Source organism: Exiguobacterium sp. s101 (genome assembly GCF_018617835.1).
Classification (GTDB): domain Bacteria; phylum Bacillota; class Bacilli; order Exiguobacteriales; family Exiguobacteriaceae; genus Exiguobacterium; species Exiguobacterium marinum.
Genome location: NZ_JACSKX010000014.1, coordinates 1 through 16,990, shown reverse-complemented (window position 1 = coordinate 16,990; position 16,990 = coordinate 1). Strand labels below are relative to the sequence as shown.

Below are 16,990 nucleotides of genomic sequence, written 5' to 3'. Positions count from 1 at the left end.
AAAAAGTTTGCCTTCGGGCAAACTTTTTTTATATGCGATCCATCGCGACGGTCAAAGAGTACGAGTCTCCACGGAAAAGGGAACGACTATATTCAAACATGCCGCCATCATCGAGATACGTTCGCTGGTCAATCAACAGTACCGGAGCGTTCGGAGAGATAGTGAGGAGCTTGGCTTCTTCAGGACCGGCGCTTCGAGCTTCGAGTGTCTGCGTGGCATTCTTCAGACGTAGTCCACGTTGTTCGGCGTACGCATAAATAGAGCCCGTGGCGTCATCTTGCGTCAGATCCGGCAATAAATGGACTGGGATATAGGCTGTTTCGAGCGCAAGCGGATTGTCATCTGCGAGTCGTAGCCGCTTCATTTCATAAACAGGTGTCTGATTTGGGATGCTCAGTTGCTGGGCGATGAGATCCGTTGCCGGAATGACCTCGTACGATAAGAGACGACTGAGCGGGCGCATGCCTCGATGTTTGATTTCTTCAGAAAAACTCGTCAGTCCGGATAATGTCATCGCAATCTTTTGACTCGCGACAAAGGTGCCCCGTCCTTTTTGACGGCTCAAATAACCGGCGTTGACGAGATTCATAATCGCTTGACGAATTGTCATTCGACTGACATGAAATTGCTCGGAAAATTCACGCTCTGAAGGCAGGGTGTCTCCTGGTTTTAACAATCCGTCATCAATTTGTTGCTTTAAGTACGCTTCAATTTGATAATAAATAGGTAACGGAGATTGTTTATCAATTTCTAACATATCATTTCGCTCCTGACTGAGAAGGTGTATGTTTCATTATAGACGAAATCAAACTAGTTGTCTGAACAGATTTTTTAAAGAGAAAAGGTGGAGGGGAAGATGAATCAACACACATTGGAAACAGTCGTAACTGCGGTCAAAATGGATCAATCAGGTTATTGGCATACACTTGAGAACAGTCCGTTTTATGCAGAAGGCGGTGGACAGCCAGCCGATCGGGGATGGATTGGATCACATGAAGTATTAGATATACAACTCATTGAAGGCGAGGTTCGGCACCTCTTGCACGAGTCCTTACCGATTGGTACAACGGTAGAGGCTCGAATCGATGAAGATGTGAGACGTGATCATTCGATTCAACATACTGCTCAACATCTTTTAACGGCAATCTTAGAGGACCGTCACGGCATTCGCACGCTCAGCTTTGGAATTGGGTCAGCCGACTCGTCCATTGAGATTGAAACGACAACGATGGACTGGTCACAAATTAACGCACTTGAGCATGAGTTGCAACAACTGGTCTACGAGAACCGTCCGATTCATGTGTATGAGATACCGGAGGAAGAAGTGGATCGAACGCGTTTACGGAAGGCGACCGATCGCATGGGGATGATTCGCATCGTAGAAATCGAAGGGATTGACTACAATGCATGCGGCGGCACCCACATGGGGACAACCGGACAACTCGGTACGATTCACGTGACGGCAATGAAGAAAGTCAGAGGGAATATTCGCTTGACGTATGTGGCCGGAAATCGGGCGATCGAGGCGATCCAACAAGCGCGAGAAGCGTTACGTTCGATTCACCATACATTCTCGACAACGAATGAATCCGTGGCAGAGCGTGTGATTGAAGAACATACGATTCGTCTAGAACGTGAAAAAGAGATTAAGACGCTAGAAGAACGGATTGCGAAAGCGAAAGTAGAGGCAGTGTTGAAAGAAGATAACTATGTAGCGTTACATGTGGGGCGGACCGAAGCTGAAACGTTGACGACCGCCATCATCGAACGGATTGCCGCGACGGGACGAATTGCGGTTGGAGCCAACTATGGCACGCAGAAATTGTTTGTCATGCATGATGGGACGCATGATATCGCCATCGGTAAATTCTTGAAAACCGCCCTTCAAGAGATGCAGATTGGTCGTGGCGGCGGAAACCATAAGCAGGCACAAGCACGATTCACATCCGTGTCTGAGCTGGAGCGAGGGATGGAAGAAATCGTGAAACGATTGCAGGAAGGGGTGCTTTCATGTTGACGATTCAAAGTGGGCAAGAAGCTCATTTGATTCAACAGGCGAGACAAGTGAGAGAAGTTGTATTCATTCAGGAACAAGGAATTGATGCGAGTTTAGAATATGACGACTTAGACGATGTGTGTACACATGTGGTCGGTCTCCTTGACTCGGAGCCTGTGACGACGGCACGCCTTCGTCCCATCGATTCGAACATCGGAAAAGTAGAACGGGTGGCGACAATCCAGTCGGCACGGGGACATGGATATGGGAAAGATGTCATGAACGAAGTCGAACGTGTGGCAAAACATCGAGGGTTGGGTGAATTACGATTAGGCGCACAACTGACGGCGCTTCCGTTTTATGAAAAACTCGGGTACGAGGCATTCGGAGACGAGTTTTTGGATGCGGATATTCCGCATCGTATGATGAAGAAAACGTGGTAACTCTTTTTTTGAAATATCCCATTTTTCTAAAAAAGGTTGGCAAGAAGATTTCGTTTTGTTATAACTAATACTAACAACTGACAGATAGAGGTTGCGAATGACATGAGTAAGCTTGGTTGAAACGGACGCATTCCGGACCGGGCCGAAAGGGGAAATTCGCCGAAGTCGACGTTCACGTGCGTGTGAACAAGGCTGGGGTAGTCGTGAACAACGCCTACACTGCCATGGTCAACTACCATGGAGCGCTATCTACGGAACGATTCTTTAATCGTTTTTCAACTGCGCGTACAAGCGGCAGACCGTAGGGAGAGTGCTTCCTACCGGTCTGCCGCTTTTTCTGTTGGTGCACATCTTGAAAGTGAGGAACTTGATGACAACCGTACTGAAATTTGGTGGTAGCTCTGTTGCCACAATCGAACAAATACAAGCCATTTCAGATTATTTACAGACACGTGTGGCGACCGGAGAGAAGTTGGTCGTCGTCGTGTCGGCGATGGGCAAGACGACGGACTCACTCCTGTCACTCGCCAAACAAATCACCGACCGTCCGATGATTCGAGAACTCGACCGTCTACTCGCCGTCGGTGAAGAACAGACAATCAGTTTACTCAGTATCGCCTTGAACTCGAGGGGCGTGCCGGCCATCTCTCTCACCGGGCAACAAGCCGGGATCGATACGATGGGTATTCATACGAAGAGCAAAATCAAAGCGATTCGAAAAGAAGTGTTGCACGAGAAGTTGCGTCAATACGATGTCTTGATTGTCGCTGGATTCCAAGGCGTGAATGAAGCGGGTGACGTCACGACGCTCGGACGCGGCGGTTCGGACACGACGGCAGTCGCACTCGCGGCCATATTCAGTCAACGCTGTGAAATATATACGGACGTGGCTGGTGTATATACGACAGACCCACGGATTCATCCGGCGGCGAAACGTCTAGACACCGTTTCATACGACGAGATGATGGAGATGAGTGCACTCGGCTCGAAAGTGATGGAAATGCGAAGCGTCGAACTCGCAAAAAAATATGATGTCAATATTTTTGTCGGAAAGACGCTGTCGAGCGAAGGAGGAACATGGATCATGGATACGACGCAAGCAATGGAACAGAAAGCGGTCACGAGTGTGAGTGTCGTTAAGAACGTACTCAGTGTCTCAATCAAACATATCCCCCATACAGCAGCCGGGGTCGCGGACATCTTTGAACGATTGTCAGAACGTCATGTCAATATCGATATGATTTCGCAGACAGCGTTTGACGGGGAAGTGTTCCTGTCATTCACATGTCCGCTAGATGAGGAAGCGTTTTTAGAAGAGGCACTCGCAGAGTTGACGGCGACTTTGCCTCAAATCAAAATCGATCGTCACACGGAACATGCAAAAATTTCTGTCGTCGGAATCGGTATGCGAGACGCGACAGGCGTCGCATCAGAGCTCTTTGCGACATTCCGCGAGATGGGGATTCCATTCTATCAAGTCACGACATCTGAAATCAGTATTTCCTATACGATTCAAGATCAAGACGTTGAAGCGGCAGTCGCAGCCATTGCGGCTCGATTCAACTTATAAGGGGGTAGCACGATGTATAATGTAGCGGTCGTCGGTGCAACAGGTGCCGTCGGACAAAAAATGATTGACGTCTTAACAGAATATGAATTTCCAATCAGCGAACTGAGACTCTATGCTTCAGCCCGTTCAGCAGGGAAAACGGTCGAAGTGAACGGGCAACCGGTCGTGATTCGCGAATTGACCGATGCGATTTATGCAGATCCGATCGATATCGCACTCTTCTCTGCTGGTGGGAGCATCAGTGAGCAATATGCCCCGCGATTGAGTGAGCAAGGGGTCATCGTCATCGACAACTCAAGCGCATTTCGAATGCAAGAAGGAATTCCACTCATCGTACCGGAAGTGAATCGGGTCGAACTCAGTCCGGAGAAGACGCTCATTGCAAATCCGAATTGTTCAACGATTCAATCGGTCGTCGCGCTCGCGCCTCTATCGGAAGTATACGGACTGACACGGGTTGCGTACACATCCTATCAAGCGGTATCGGGATCGGGTCAAAAAGGAATCGATGACCTCGAACGCGGTGCGCGTGGAGAGGCGCCGACGAATTATCCGTATCCGATTTATGATAACGTCTTGCCGCACATCGATGTGTTCTTAGAGAATGGTTACACGAAAGAAGAACAAAAAATGATTGAGGAGACGCGCAAAATTTTGAACGCGCCGAACCTCGGTGTGACGGCCACTTGTGTCCGGGTACCGGTACGAAATAGTCACGCGGTCTCGATCACGGTGTCGCTCGAGCGGGATGCGACAGTCGCAGAAGTAAAAGCCGTCCTCGCCGATGCGCCTGGTGTCGTGTTAATAGACAATCCATCCGAACTGGCCTATCCGACACCACTTGATGCGAATGGGACGGATGAGGTGTATGTCGGACGAATTCGCCGAGACGACTCGCAGTCGAATACCTTCCATCTGTGGTGCGTCGCGGATAACGTTCGAAAAGGGGCGGCGGCGAATGCCGTTCAAATCGCACAATGTATGATTGGTCAAACAGCGACGAAATAAGGAGGAGATGACATGTTCACAGGAGTGGCAACAGCGCTCGCGACCCCATTTCAAGAAAATGGGCAGTTGAATCTAGAGGCATGGGTAGCATTGATTGAAGAGCAAATTCAGGAAGGTGTGAGTGGTCTTGTCATCGGCGGGACGACCGGCGAAGGGATGACGCTCACAGACGCAGAGTTTGAGACGTTGCTCGTTCGAGCGGTCGAGGTCGCGAACGGTCGAGCGTTGATTATCGCAGGAACCGGGTCAAACAATACAGCTGTCAGTATCGAAAAAACAAAACGGGCAGCAGAACTTGGAGCTGAGATGGCGATGGTCGTCACACCGTACTACAACAAGTCGACACAGGCTGGGCTGATTGCACATTTCACCGCGATCGCGGATGCGTCACCCATTCCGCTTATGCTCTATAACGTTCCGTCACGGACTGGCGTCGCGTTGGTTCCTGAAACGGTCGGAGAACTCGCAGAACATCCACGCATCACGGCCTTAAAAGAAGCGAGCGGGGATATCTCGGTCATGGCGCAGATGATGGCTCACATTCCAGAAGGATTCACCGTTTACTGTGGAAATGACGATCAAATTTTGCCATATATGGCTTGGGGCGCACAAGGGGTCGTTTCGGTTTTATCAAACGTTTACCCAGGTGCGACGGTCGCACTAGCTGAAACTCTTTTGGCAGGTGATCTAGAGACGGCCCGCGCATGGCAACTTCGCTTGCTCCCTGTCATCGATGAGCTGTTCGCAGAAGTGAATCCGATTCCGGTGAAGGCGGCTCTTCAAGCGAGAGGGTTCGCATTTGGTGCTCCACGCCTACCGCTCGTCCCGATGAGCGCGACGGCTGAAGCGAAGTTGCTGTCAGCAATGGAGCAATTCAATGAGGTGAGACAATGAATGTTCTCATCCACGGATTTGGTGCGATGGGGCGGATTGTCGAAGAGGTCGCTCATGCGCAAGGTGTAAACGTCTCGGCAATTGTCTCACCGGGAAGTGGAGAACATGTTGCATCACTGAACGAGGTGGACGCCCCGGTCGATGTCGTGATCGATTTTTCGAATCCGGCACTTCTCCCTGACTTGCTCACGTTCGGGCGGGCACGCAATATTCCGCTCGTCATCGCGACGACCGGCTTCACATCGGAGGAACTGGCCGACATCGAGACGGCTTCACAAGATATCCCAATCTTTCAGTCGTATAACACGTCTTACGGGATCGCACTCTTGAAACAGTTACTCGACCAACTCGTCCCACTTACGCTCGGTTATGACATCGAAGTGATCGAGGCACACCACCGGAAAAAAGTCGATGCCCCGAGCGGTACGGCAGAATTATTGGCCCGTGCCATCGAAGCGAAGCGTGAGGTGACACCGATTTACGAGCGAACGTCACGGCGTGAAGCGCGTGGAACTGAGGAGTTGGGCATGCATTCCATCCGTGGTGGCACGATTTTCGGTGAGCATGCTGTGCTCTTCGCCGGAGATGATGAAATGATTGAATTGAAACATACCGCGTTATCCAAACGCGTCTTTGCAAACGGAGCCCTTGCCGCTGCGGCAACGATCATCGATCGCCCGGCAGGACTATATAATCTATCGAACTTATACGAGGAGGCTACTCATGTTACTCACAAACGCTTATGAAATCGCACAATATATTAAAGATGCTAAAAAGGAAACACCAGTAAAGCTTTACGTCAACGGTCAATTGGCGGGGCTTGAAATCGAGGAAGCAAAAGCATTTGGAACAGATGAATCGAAACTGTTCTTGACGACGGCAGAACGCGCGGCCACGTTCTTAGAAGCCAATGCGTCGGTCATCACGGATTCACATCTCGAATACGACCGTCGCAACAGTGCCGTACCGATGCTCGATACGACACAGCTCAATGCACGAATCGAACCAGGTTCGTTCATCCGAGACCACGTCCAAATCGGGAACAACGCGGTCGTCATGATGGGAGCTGTCGTCAATATTGGAGCTGTCATTGGAGATGGTTCGATGGTCGACATGAATGCTGTCATCGGGGCACGCGGAACGCTCGGGAAAAACGTTCACCTTGGCGCTGGTGCCGTGGTCGCTGGTGTCCTTGAGCCACCTTCAAAAGATCCGGTCATCATCGAAGATGGCGTCATGATCGGAGCGAACGCGGTCATCTTGGAAGGGGTTCGTGTTGGTGAAAATGCGGTTGTCGCGGCAGGCAGTGTCGTCACACAAGACGTCCCTCCAGGTGTCGTCGTTGCGGGAACACCGGCACGAATCATCAAACAGAAAGATGAAAAAACTTCTGAAAAAACGCAACTTGTTGATGACTTACGCTCTCTCTAACGTATAATAGACAGAAAATATAAACAACGAGGAATGGGAGAGTTTTATTATGGAACAGTATGGACAATGGATGTGGAAAGACGGGGTTTGGATTGAGCCGACTGACGCAAACACGAGTATCATGACACACGCGATTCACTACGGAAGTGGGTTCTTTGAAGGGATTCGTGCCTACCATACGGAGGAAGGCCCCGCCATCTTCCGATTGCGTGAGCACTTGGAGCGACTCGTTCGCTCGTGTGCATACTACCACGTCACACTACCGTATACGGTGGATGAGCTCGAACAAGCGACGATGGAATTGATTGAACGAAATGGATTTGAAGCATGTTACATCCGTCCGTTCGTCTTCCTTGGAACACCATGGCAAGCACTTATGCCGACGACGGAGACGAAGGTACATGTTGCCATCTCGTGTTGGCCGCTCGGCGAATATTTCAGCAAGACAGTTGGGATTCGGGCAAAAGTGGCCTCGTATCGCCGTGTGTCTTCTACAATGATGCCGATGCAAGCGAAAGCGGCATCAAACTATATGAACTCACAACTATTAAAAGGAGAGGCGCTTCGTGATGGATTTGATGAAGCGATCGCCCTCGATATGAATGGGAACGTCAGTGAGGCGAGTGTCGCGAACATCTTCCTCGTCAAAGGGAAGACGATCACGACACCATCACTCGACTGTTCTGTATTAGATGGCATCACACGTCAAACGGTCATGCAACTTGCGCGAGAAGCAGGTTATGAAGTCGTGGAGCGCCATATCGGACGCGACGAGCTGTACGTGGTCGATGAAATCTTCTTGACAGGAACAGCGGCCGAGGTGACGAGCGTCATCGAAGTCGACCATATCTCGATCGGTAGCGGCGTCCAGACGGTCGCGACAGAAATGTTGTCACGCTATCGTGAGGCCGTGACAGGACAACTTCCAGAACACCGCGACTGGATTACGTTCGTTAAATCAGCAGTGAAAGAGTAAAGGGGTTTTACAGTATGGGAGTCACAATTGACTTGAGTGCGATTCGCAAAAACAAACGTCGGATTGAAACGCTAGGACGCCCTGTGTTTGCGGTCGTGAAAAACAATGCCTATAACCTAGGAATGGAGCCAGTTGTGACGACTTTGTACGATGAAGGGGTCCGTCATTTCATGGTGACCACGCTCAAAGAAGCGATTGAAGTACGAACGCATGCGGAAAAGGCTCGTGTCCTCGTCATGAACCCGGTATATACGTGGCAACACGTGCATGCCCGTGACTTTGATGTTGCTATCGGGTCGTATGAATGGCTCGTCTCACAGCGGGAGCATCTCGATGGTGTTCGCCTACATCTAAAACTAGATGTCGGCATGAATCGATTCGGTGCCAAAACATTTGAAGAAGCGCTACAAATCGTCGCCTTCTGTCAGGATGAAGGGTTAAACCTCGTTGGGTTATGTACACATTTCCCGCTTGCGGATGCAGACAATGCGGAAGTCGAGCATAGCGTTCAAGTCGAACGTTTTGCCGACTGGTCGACACGTTTGATGGAACGTCATACGTTTGAATTGATTCATGCGGCAAACAGTGCGGCCACGCTTCAAGATGATTCACGTCTGCATCATTGCACACATGTGCGTGTCGGAATCTTCTTATACGGCTATTCTTCGGTCGAGCCGGTCGAATGGTTAGTTCCTGCTTTTCACTGGGAAACGGAAGTGGTCGCGGTCCATGACATTGAAGCGGGGGCTCATGTCGGATATGGGACGGGATACAAGGCCGAAACGAAGGAACGAATCGCCGTTCTTCCGGTCGGATACGGGGATGGATTGATGCGAGCGAGACGTCATTTACCCGTTCACATTGACGGGAAAGCTTATCCGTTCGTCAGTAACATTTTTATGAGCCATAGCTTCATCAAAGTCGACGAGGATGTGCACATCGGCGACCAGGTCACGTTGTACGGTATAGAAACAAAAATCGATGATGTGACACGTATTGGCTACGCCAACAACTCAGAACAGCTCTGTGCCCGTTCGTGGCGCATTCCACATCGCTTTGAAGGAGGAATTGTATGTACACCACCAATCAATCAGAATGTTTGATCGAAGGTGTGTCCGTCCGTGAACTTCAAGCGACGTACGGGACACCTTTATACATCATGAGTGAAGGAGAACTAGAGCGTCGCCTCGGGATTGTTCAGGATACGTTTTTAGACAAGTATCCGAACACGTATGCGTTATACGCGTCAAAAGCGTTATCGATTGCGGCCGTGTATGAAAAAGTAATGGCGGCAGGAATGAGCATCGACGTCGTCTCAAGGGGTGAGATGTACGTGGCACTGCATGCCGGTGTACCGGCGGAGCGCATTCACGTCCACGGGTCGAACAAGACGATTCTTGACATCACATACGCGCTCGAACAAGGGATTACACACTTTACCATCGACAATATGCGTGAAATTAGCCTCTTGTCAGGACTTGCGGCTGAATATAATCGTGAAGTCGATGTGCTTCTCCGCATCGTGCCTCAAGTCGTTGGAGGTGCCCATGCGGCGATTCAAACGGGTGGGGTTGATACAAAATTTGGTTTCCCGACGCATGACGACACGTATTTGGACGCTGTTCGTGCGACGTTAGAAGCCGAGCATTTACAGTTGAAGGGAATCCATTGTCACGTCGGCTCTCAAATTCAAGATCCGACTCTCTTTACTAACACGGTGAAGACGATGGTCCGGTTCATGGATAACATTCGTCAGGAAGCCGGGTATACGACGGACGTCTTGAACATCGGTGGTGGATTCGGCGTCGCTTACTTGGATGAAGACGAATACCTCGATTTTGCCCGGACGATGGAGCAAGTCATGGAGACATTGGTTGAAGAAGTGAGCGCTCGCGAGCTCCCACTTCCGAAAGTCGGAATTGAGCCAGGGCGTTGGCTCGTCGCCAATGCAGGTGCCACGCTTTATGAAGTGGGGACCGTCAAAGAAGTGAGCGGTGTTCGTACATTTGTGTCCGTCGATGGCGGGATGACGGATAATATCCGTCCGGCATTGTATGACGCGGAGTACGAAGTCGTGGCAGCGACACGAATGAATGAAGAGAAGACGCTCGAGGCAAAAATTGTCGGAGCGTGCTGCGAATCGGGAGATATCATCTCGAACCGCTCGTTGATTCCTTCTGTCACGCCGGGTGATTTGTTACTCGTCAAGGCAACGGGGGCGTACAATTTCTCGATGGCGAGTAACTATAACCAGATGCTTCGTCCCGCTGTTGTCTTCGTGAAGGACGGGACACATCGCCTTGTCGTCCGTCGCCAAACGTTTGAAGACTTGGTGGCATGTGAAGTCATTGGTCAATCGACTTAAGGCTACAGAGTAATCTGTAGTCTTTTTTGATTTTGAAATGAGAACGTTTTTCAATTATGATAGAGAAGAGAAAAAAAGGGGGAAGTGACGGTCATGACAAGGACAGTAGCACAAAAATTAATTGAAGAAAGATGTACGGTCCGTATGTTCAGAGAAGAACCCATTGATACGAAAGTGCTCTATGAAGTGTTGCAATCGGCACATCATGCACCATTTCACAATAAAGTCGAACCATGGAACGCGTATGTGTTCAATGGAGACGGGAAGCAAGTGTTACTCGATGCGCTCGAACCAGCCTTCTCGGAGGCGTCAGAGGGACAACGTGAAAAGGTGACCGGACGGATCTTGAATGCGGCAACCTGTATATATGTGACGGCAAAACATTTTGAGACGGACAAAGGAAATCGTGATGCGTTGCTCGCGACGGCGACGTTTATTCAAAATATCCAACTCTTGTTTAGTGAACGTGAAATCGGGATGGTGTGGCGGACAGGTGGACTATTTGACGATGCACGGTTGAAAGAGATGATTGGAGCGGAAGGGGAAACCTTTATCGGTTTACTTCAAATCGGTAAATATGATGTCGAGGATATCCCTTCACCAAAAGCGCGACAACCGATTGACTCACATCTCATCATGTTCGAATAAAAAAGCGAGCGAGGGGATGGCCCTTCGCTCGCTTAATCTATATATTGGTCATTTATCGCTTCAATTTAGTTGCGAGCCAATCTTGAATCACAGGTGTTGGAATCATCCAGTCGTTCCTCCGTTTTTAGAATCTTCTTCTCTACTATTATCCAAATGCATACGTTCCCAAACCTCACGATGCGCACCGTGAAGAGTGTCATCGAAAGAATCATCGATATGAAGGCCATAACTCGGATCGATGGATGAGGCGTACAGGTCTAGCATGAGTTGATCATGGTTCGGATACATAGAGTGAGCTCCTTTCAATACGTCAGCTTGGCTACAACTTCAGTATACAAAGGAACTATGTAGAAAATTCGAGAGAAACGTTAACATTTTATGAATCTTGCAAACGCTTTCATAAATTAGGTGTCTCACATAGTGGGATACACGACTGTTTATATTGTTCAGCGCGTTTCGCATACTTCTTTACCGTTCTTTCCATAACAAAACGGTCTTCATCGTTCAACGGACGGACGACTTTTGCGGGAACACCCATCACCATCACCCCTTCAGGAATTTGCATGTTCGGCGTGACGAGCGCACCGGCTGCAACGAACGATCCTTTTCCGACCTTCGCTCCGTCGAGTACGGTGGCATGCATACCGATTAGGCAATTTTCTTCGATCTCACAACCGTGAATCATCGCCATGTGACCGATTGAGACACGGTCATGGATGATAGTCGGTGAGCCTTCATATTGATGGATCATCGAACCATCCTGGATGTTGACGTAAGAACCAATTTGAATAGGCCCTTCGTCTCCTCGAATGACGGTATTGAACCAGACTCCCGAGTGAGCCCCAATCGTCACGTCACCAATCACATGTGCTCCCGGTGCAACATAAGCCGTCGGATTGACTTGAGGTATCAGTTTTTCTAATTTATATTGCATCTTTGCAACCCCTTTTAGATAAATATGTTATCATTGTCGCACAACTTGAAAAAGAAATTGCAACGAAAAGAATATTCTTGGTAAGATAGTTAAAATACGTGGAATAAGGAGAACGAGAGATGGAGAAACAACATTTGATTGACATCGCCGCAAAGAAAAAGAAAGCGGCCGTCGTCTTTAAAGACGTCGCTGTGATTGACGTGTACAGTCGTGAAACGATTCGTACAGACGTCGCCATCGATGCAGGGTATATCGTAGCAATTGGGGACGGATATGAGGGAGAAGTCGAATACCACGACCCGGCATGGACACTTGCACCATCCTTTATCGACTCACACGTCCATATCGAGTCATCGATGGTCCCGCCACATGAGTTTGCAAAAGCCGTCTTGCCACTAGGCGTCACGACAGTGATTGCCGACCCGCACGAAATTGCGAACGTGAACGGAGCGCTTGGAATTGAATATATGTTAGCAGATGCGAAAGGTCTTCCACTCGATGTCCGGATGATGCTACCGAGCTGTGTACCGGCGACACCGTTTGAACATGCGGGTGCAAAGCTGTATGCTGAAGACTTGGCTCCATTTTTAGGGGACCCAGGGGTGCATGGCTTAGGTGAAGTCATGGACTATCCATCGGTTGAAGCGGGAAGTGAAGACATGCTTCAAAAGATTGCGCAGACGGAGCAAGCGGGTAAAGTGGTCGACGGACATGCTTCAGGTCTAAATCCTGACCAATTGAACGTCTATCGCTCTGCTGGAATCATGACAGACCATGAATGTACAACTGCTGAAGAGGCGATGGAACGGGTACGGCGCGGCTTTTACGTTCAGATTCGTGAGGGCTCAGTTGCTCGAAACGTGGAAAAGGTCAGTCTAGCCGTTACAGAAAGCAACGCCCATCGCTTCCTTTTCTGTACGGACGATAAGCACTTAGATGACTTAGTCGCGGAAGGTGGGATCGACTACAACATCCGTACCGCCATCAAGCAAGGCCTCAAGCCGGAAACGGCTTATGCTATCGCAAGTCTGCATGCTGCAGAGGCCTATGGATTGAAAGAGGTCGGGGCGATCGCACCTGGTAAGAAAGCAAACTTCGTTATCTTGTCAGACGTCGAATCGGTAAAAATTGAACAAGTCTATGTCAACGGTACGCTCGTCGCCGAACAAGGGAGTGCAACATTTGATGCTGAAGGGATAGAAGTGCCGAAACCCATGAAAGGTGAACTTGCGTTACCTGAGCTGACAGTCGATTCATTCCGACTCGAGCCAAGTGAGGAAGCGGTCGATGTCATTCAAGTGCTGCCGAACAGCTTATTGACGAAACGACAGCGCCTTTCGTTCCAACCGGATTCTTCAGGAGCGGATTTATCACAAGATATCGCAACGCTCGCTGTGATCGAACGCCATCACGGAACAGGGCACATGGCGCTTGCTGCGGTCACGGGATTCGGGTTAAAACGAGGAGCGCTTGCGGCTACTGTAGCCCATGATAGTCATAATTTGGTCATTGCTGGAGTCAGCCCGGAAGATATGTTGCTCGCAGCTCAAACGCTTGAAAAAGTAGGTGGTGGAGTCGTGGCTGTATCGGAAGGGAAAGTGCTCGCCGTGCTTCCACTTGAAATCGGAGGCCTCATGACGAAACGTCCATACCGAGAAGTGGCGGACATTTTGGAACAGTTGAATGATGCACTCGATATTGTTGGGGCACACCGCCATTTCAATCCGTATTTGACAATGTCATTCCTCGCTTTACCGGTCATACCTGATTTGAAATTGACCGATATGGGGTTGTTCGACGTGACCACTTTCTCATTTATCAAGTCTTGACTCGGTCTAACGTATGATTTTTGTTAAGAACGGTCGATAACGATTGAATGCCTGACAGGAAGTTGGTATAGTTACGTCAAGTTTCATCGGGTCAACATTGAAAGGGGGGATATTACAGATGGAACAAGTTGCCTATAATCGGTCGTATGATGAACATGAGGAATTGATCAATTCTGTATATCGTGCTTTCAAGGACCGATGTGAAGAATTACCGGAAGAAACGCAAACGAAACGTCGTTTGCGACGACTGATTTTTTCTACGATCAAGGAACAGACGAAGTCTCATCCTGACCGGTTCGTGTTGTATCACTTCTTCAACGACTTCTTTAAAGCAGTAGAGTCAAATGACCAAGAAGCGCTTGCGGTCTTAAAACGAATCATTCGTGATGAAAAAAACTATTGATATGTGACATCAACCTGTGATAATTTAGACGTAACTTTAAATGAATATTCGTGCTATCGATGAGGTAGAGGTGCGATGCTGATGAGTAAGTAGTCGGAGGATGACAACGATGAGGACTACAAAAAGGCAGGATCGCCGAAGTGCAACACCATGTCTGTGTGGTTGTGCTGGGCTGACGGGAAATACCCGTCGGACTGCCATACATATTATACGTATGGAGCGCTCCAAGTCGGCTAAGAAAGACGGAACATCCAGCGAGGGTGTCGGCTTTGTTGCCGATGCCCTCGCTTTGCGTTTTTTTAAGCATAGGGGGCCTCATCCTAATAAAAAAGGAGGAATTTAGAATGGTAGATTATTCAACTTCGGTACTCTCGCTCGTACCGGCATTACTTGCAATTATTATGGCGATTACAACAAGAAAGGTCATCCCGTCGCTCGGTGCCGGGATTATCGCAGGGATATTACTACTGCACAATTTTAATCTGCTCGACTCGATTCAATACTTGTGGTCGAACATCATTGCTCTATTTTGGTCGGACGGAGCAATCAATGAATGGAACGTCTTGTTGATTGCGTTCTTGCTCCTTCTCGGTATTTTATCGTCGATTATTCAGACATCAGGTGGGGCACGTGCATTCGGTGAATGGGCTGCGGCGAACGTCAAGACAGCGCGCGGTGCACGTCTCGTGTCGTTCGGACTTGGTATTTTGATCTTTATCGATGACTACTTCAACAGCTTAGCGGTTGGTAACATCAGTCGTCCACTTACGGATCGAAAAAACATCTCACGTGCAAAACTGGCCTATACGATTGACTCAACGGCAGCACCTGTTTGTGTCATCAGTCCACTTTCGAGTTGGGGTGCATATATCATCGCCATCATCGCGGGGATTTTAACGAAATACTCGATTGACAGCTACTCATCTTTTTCAGCGTTCATTCAAATCATTCCAATGAACTTCTATGCAATCTTTGCACTTTTGTTGACAGCTTATGTAGCATTTACTGGACTTGCAATCGGACCGATGCGCACGCATGAACTTCGTGCCCTCCAAGGCGAATTGTACGATTCCGCAAAAGGGAAACCAATGGGAATGAGTGAAGACTTACATGAGCACGAAGGTGGAAAAGTACGTGATTTGATCGTTCCGATTATCACGCTCATCATTGCGACGGTATCAGCCATGCTGTACACAGGAGGCCAAGCACTCGCGGCAGACGGGCAAGACTTTTCGTTGATTGGCGCATTCGAATCGACAGACGTGACACGTTCGCTCGTAGCCGGTGTCGTCATTAGTTTAATTGTCGCACTTCTTCTTCTCGTCGGACGTAAAATTCCTGGACGTGACTATGGGAAGGCGGTACGAGAAGGTGTTCGCGCGATGTGGCCAGCTGTCCTTATTCTGTTATTCGCTTGGACAATCATTGCGGTCATCAGTGATATGCAGACAGGTGAATATTTGGCAAGTTTCGTGACAGATACGATTGAAGCTTCTTACTTGCCGCTCCTTCTCTTCTTGATTGCCGGTCTCATGGCGTTCTCGACAGGGACGAGCTGGGGAACGTTTGGTTTGATGCTTCCGATTGGAGCTGACTTGATCATGGCGGTTGAGCCAGAACTTCTCCTTGCGTCCCTTGCTGCTGTGTTGGCCGGTGCGGTGTTCGGCGACCACTGCTCACCAATCTCCGATACAACGATTCTCAGCTCAACAGGCGCTGGATCACACCATATTGATCACGTGTTGACGCAATTGCCATATGCAATTCTCGCAGCGACTGTGTCCGCAATCGGATACTTAGTGCTCGGGATTTCAGGGTCAATCTGGATTGGTTTCTTCGCTGCATTGATTTCGTTCATCGTATTGGTTGGAATCGCACAAGTGATTTCAAAACGCGGGAAAGTACCTGCTGAACTTCGCGCAAAGCGTGAAGCATAATAGCTTGAAAATGACTTCCATCTCACCGACGGAAGTCATTTTTTGTGTTACCTTCAACATGCGAATAAGACTGTCGAGCAGTGTACGAACCAAAAAACAACTGTGATGATGTAAAGAGATGGGTGTTGAAGTGAGGTCAGATGGAAAGAGAACCATAGTATTTCGAGTAACCGGAATGGGGGATGTCAAAAAACAATACAATGTTCTTATCATCGACTCAAAAAAATATTTAACTAAATCAGTCGAGAATTCTCCCTCCTCTAAGCGTCTCGGGGCATAGCCCGGCGTAGGTGGGAGATGAATCGCCCGGTCCAACAGTTTTCTCTCCCTATGACAGATGTTACGAACAAAAGTTCGTAATTCCGTCAGATTCCCCCTCCCCCTCCGCGGGTAACGGATGAGGAGGACACATCACGATCTTCTGAAGGGAGGAGGGACGGACATGCTGAAAGGCTATAAATATAGGCTGGATTGTCAACACTAAACTAGACAGTTTTTAAGAGGTGTCTCTGTTTGTACTCTTTCGGCGTCAGGTATCCCAGTGTTCCGTGAATTC

Annotated in this window: 17 protein-coding genes and 2 riboswitches; of the genes, 14 read left to right on the top strand and 3 right to left on the bottom strand. The window is 49.1% G+C overall.

Translation table 11 applies throughout. The annotated features are described in order from the left end of the window. Positions 1-28 precede the first annotated feature (28 nt). On the bottom strand, positions 29-757 hold the full coding sequence (locus tag KNO76_RS11640) for a GntR family transcriptional regulator (RefSeq protein WP_026826860.1): 729 nt from the start codon (positions 755-757) through the stop codon (positions 29-31). A gap of 99 nt (positions 758-856) precedes the next feature. Here KNO76_RS11640 and KNO76_RS11635 point away from each other — a divergent pair, with 99 nt between their 5' ends. The 11 genes from KNO76_RS11635 to KNO76_RS11585 all read left to right on the top strand — a co-directional run bounded on the left by KNO76_RS11635 (position 857) and on the right by KNO76_RS11585 (position 11,331). After that, positions 857-2,017 carry an alanyl-tRNA editing protein gene (locus KNO76_RS11635; protein WP_214885602.1) on the top strand — a complete coding sequence of 387 codons (1,161 nt, stop codon included), beginning with the start codon at positions 857-859 and terminating at the stop codon, positions 2,015-2,017. Beyond that, positions 2,011-2,439, top strand: a complete 429-nt coding sequence (locus KNO76_RS11630) for a GNAT family N-acetyltransferase (RefSeq protein ID WP_214701028.1) — start codon at positions 2,011-2,013, stop codon at positions 2,437-2,439. Before KNO76_RS11635 ends, KNO76_RS11630 begins: the two co-directional genes overlap by 7 nt. Positions 2,440-2,516: 77 nt before the next feature. Next, positions 2,517-2,695: riboswitch (Lysine riboswitch) on the top strand. Positions 2,696-2,809: 114 nt separating this feature from the next. Continuing rightward, positions 2,810-4,009, top strand: coding sequence for an aspartate kinase (locus KNO76_RS11625; RefSeq protein WP_214885600.1), 1,200 nt, complete (start codon positions 2,810-2,812; stop codon positions 4,007-4,009). Between the two features lie 12 nt (positions 4,010-4,021). Next, positions 4,022-5,017 carry an aspartate-semialdehyde dehydrogenase gene (locus KNO76_RS11620; protein ID WP_214885597.1) on the top strand — a complete coding sequence of 332 codons (996 nt, stop codon included), beginning with the start codon at positions 4,022-4,024 and terminating at the stop codon, positions 5,015-5,017. A gap of 12 nt (positions 5,018-5,029) precedes the next feature. Next, positions 5,030-5,911 carry a 4-hydroxy-tetrahydrodipicolinate synthase gene (dapA, locus tag KNO76_RS11615; protein ID WP_214885593.1) on the top strand — a complete coding sequence of 294 codons (882 nt, stop codon included), beginning with the start codon at positions 5,030-5,032 and terminating at the stop codon, positions 5,909-5,911. Beyond that, the gene (gene dapB / locus KNO76_RS11610; protein ID WP_214885592.1) at positions 5,908-6,657 is read left to right on the top strand and encodes a 4-hydroxy-tetrahydrodipicolinate reductase; all 750 of its coding nucleotides are present in this window, start codon (positions 5,908-5,910) and stop codon (positions 6,655-6,657) included. The genes dapA and dapB overlap by 4 nt, the downstream gene beginning before the upstream one ends. Continuing rightward, a complete protein-coding gene (gene dapD, locus KNO76_RS11605; RefSeq protein ID WP_026826853.1) occupies positions 6,635-7,342 on the top strand; it encodes a 2,3,4,5-tetrahydropyridine-2,6-dicarboxylate N-acetyltransferase in 708 nt (235 codons plus the stop codon). The genes dapB and dapD overlap by 23 nt, the downstream gene beginning before the upstream one ends. Positions 7,343-7,391: 49 nt before the next feature. Continuing rightward, complete coding sequence (locus KNO76_RS11600) at positions 7,392-8,318, top strand: branched-chain amino acid transaminase (protein ID WP_214885591.1); 927 nt, start codon at positions 7,392-7,394, stop codon at positions 8,316-8,318. A gap of 14 nt (positions 8,319-8,332) precedes the next feature. After that, entirely contained in the window at positions 8,333-9,421 is a 1,089-nt protein-coding gene (gene alr, locus KNO76_RS11595; protein WP_214885589.1) for an alanine racemase, read from the top strand. Continuing rightward, positions 9,391-10,683: a diaminopimelate decarboxylase gene (gene lysA, locus KNO76_RS11590; protein ID WP_214885587.1), complete on the top strand. Its 1,293-nt coding sequence runs from the start codon at positions 9,391-9,393 to the stop codon at positions 10,681-10,683. Before alr ends, lysA begins: the two co-directional genes overlap by 31 nt. Before the next feature lie 93 nt (positions 10,684-10,776). Continuing rightward, positions 10,777-11,331: a nitroreductase family protein gene (locus KNO76_RS11585; RefSeq protein WP_214885585.1), complete on the top strand. Its 555-nt coding sequence runs from the start codon at positions 10,777-10,779 to the stop codon at positions 11,329-11,331. A gap of 102 nt (positions 11,332-11,433) precedes the next feature. Here KNO76_RS11585 and KNO76_RS11580 read toward each other — a convergent pair whose 3' ends face one another. Both KNO76_RS11580 and KNO76_RS11575 read right to left on the bottom strand, forming a co-directional pair. Beyond that, positions 11,434-11,619, bottom strand: coding sequence for a hypothetical protein (locus KNO76_RS11580; RefSeq protein ID WP_214701038.1), 186 nt, complete (start codon positions 11,617-11,619; stop codon positions 11,434-11,436). 109 nt (positions 11,620-11,728) lie between these two features. Then, positions 11,729-12,265 (bottom strand): gamma carbonic anhydrase family protein, encoded by a 537-nt coding sequence (locus tag KNO76_RS11575; RefSeq protein ID WP_214885583.1) that lies wholly within the window; start codon positions 12,263-12,265, stop codon positions 11,729-11,731. Positions 12,266-12,384: 119 nt separating this feature from the next. Here KNO76_RS11575 and ade point away from each other — a divergent pair, with 119 nt between their 5' ends. From ade to KNO76_RS11560, 3 genes are all read left to right on the top strand, one after another. Then, a complete protein-coding gene (gene ade, locus KNO76_RS11570) occupies positions 12,385-14,094 on the top strand; it encodes an adenine deaminase (RefSeq protein ID WP_214885576.1) in 1,710 nt (569 codons plus the stop codon). A gap of 118 nt (positions 14,095-14,212) precedes the next feature. Continuing rightward, positions 14,213-14,497, top strand: a complete 285-nt coding sequence (locus KNO76_RS11565) for a hypothetical protein (protein ID WP_026826845.1) — start codon at positions 14,213-14,215, stop codon at positions 14,495-14,497. Between the two features lie 57 nt (positions 14,498-14,554). Then, positions 14,555-14,730, top strand: a riboswitch (Lysine riboswitch). 111 nt (positions 14,731-14,841) lie between these two features. After that, entirely contained in the window at positions 14,842-16,434 is a 1,593-nt protein-coding gene (locus KNO76_RS11560; RefSeq protein WP_214885574.1) for a Na+/H+ antiporter NhaC family protein, read from the top strand. Positions 16,435-16,990 lie beyond the last annotated feature (556 nt).

Coding starts and splice junctions, on each gene's coding strand:
- KNO76_RS11640 (WP_026826860.1), bottom strand. CDS start 757: ATGTTAGAAATTGATAAACAATCTCCGTTACCTATTTATTATCAAATT.
- KNO76_RS11620 (WP_214885597.1), top strand. CDS start 4,022: ATGTATAATGTAGCGGTCGTCGGTGCAACAGGTGCCGTCGGACAAAAA.
- KNO76_RS11585 (WP_214885585.1), top strand. CDS start 10,777: ATGACAAGGACAGTAGCACAAAAATTAATTGAAGAAAGATGTACGGTC.
- KNO76_RS11625 (WP_214885600.1), top strand. CDS start 2,810: ATGACAACCGTACTGAAATTTGGTGGTAGCTCTGTTGCCACAATCGAA.
- KNO76_RS11560 (WP_214885574.1), top strand. CDS start 14,842: ATGGTAGATTATTCAACTTCGGTACTCTCGCTCGTACCGGCATTACTT.
- dapD (WP_026826853.1), top strand. CDS start 6,635: ATGTTACTCACAAACGCTTATGAAATCGCACAATATATTAAAGATGCT.
- ade (WP_214885576.1), top strand. CDS start 12,385: ATGGAGAAACAACATTTGATTGACATCGCCGCAAAGAAAAAGAAAGCG.
- KNO76_RS11600 (WP_214885591.1), top strand. CDS start 7,392: ATGGAACAGTATGGACAATGGATGTGGAAAGACGGGGTTTGGATTGAG.
- KNO76_RS11565 (WP_026826845.1), top strand. CDS start 14,213: ATGGAACAAGTTGCCTATAATCGGTCGTATGATGAACATGAGGAATTG.
- KNO76_RS11635 (WP_214885602.1), top strand. CDS start 857: ATGAATCAACACACATTGGAAACAGTCGTAACTGCGGTCAAAATGGAT.
- alr (WP_214885589.1), top strand. CDS start 8,333: ATGGGAGTCACAATTGACTTGAGTGCGATTCGCAAAAACAAACGTCGG.
- dapB (WP_214885592.1), top strand. CDS start 5,908: ATGAATGTTCTCATCCACGGATTTGGTGCGATGGGGCGGATTGTCGAA.
- lysA (WP_214885587.1), top strand. CDS start 9,391: ATGTACACCACCAATCAATCAGAATGTTTGATCGAAGGTGTGTCCGTC.
- KNO76_RS11575 (WP_214885583.1), bottom strand. CDS start 12,265: ATGCAATATAAATTAGAAAAACTGATACCTCAAGTCAATCCGACGGCT.
- dapA (WP_214885593.1), top strand. CDS start 5,030: ATGTTCACAGGAGTGGCAACAGCGCTCGCGACCCCATTTCAAGAAAAT.
- KNO76_RS11580 (WP_214701038.1), bottom strand. CDS start 11,619: ATGTATCCGAACCATGATCAACTCATGCTAGACCTGTACGCCTCATCC.
- KNO76_RS11630 (WP_214701028.1), top strand. CDS start 2,011: ATGTTGACGATTCAAAGTGGGCAAGAAGCTCATTTGATTCAACAGGCG.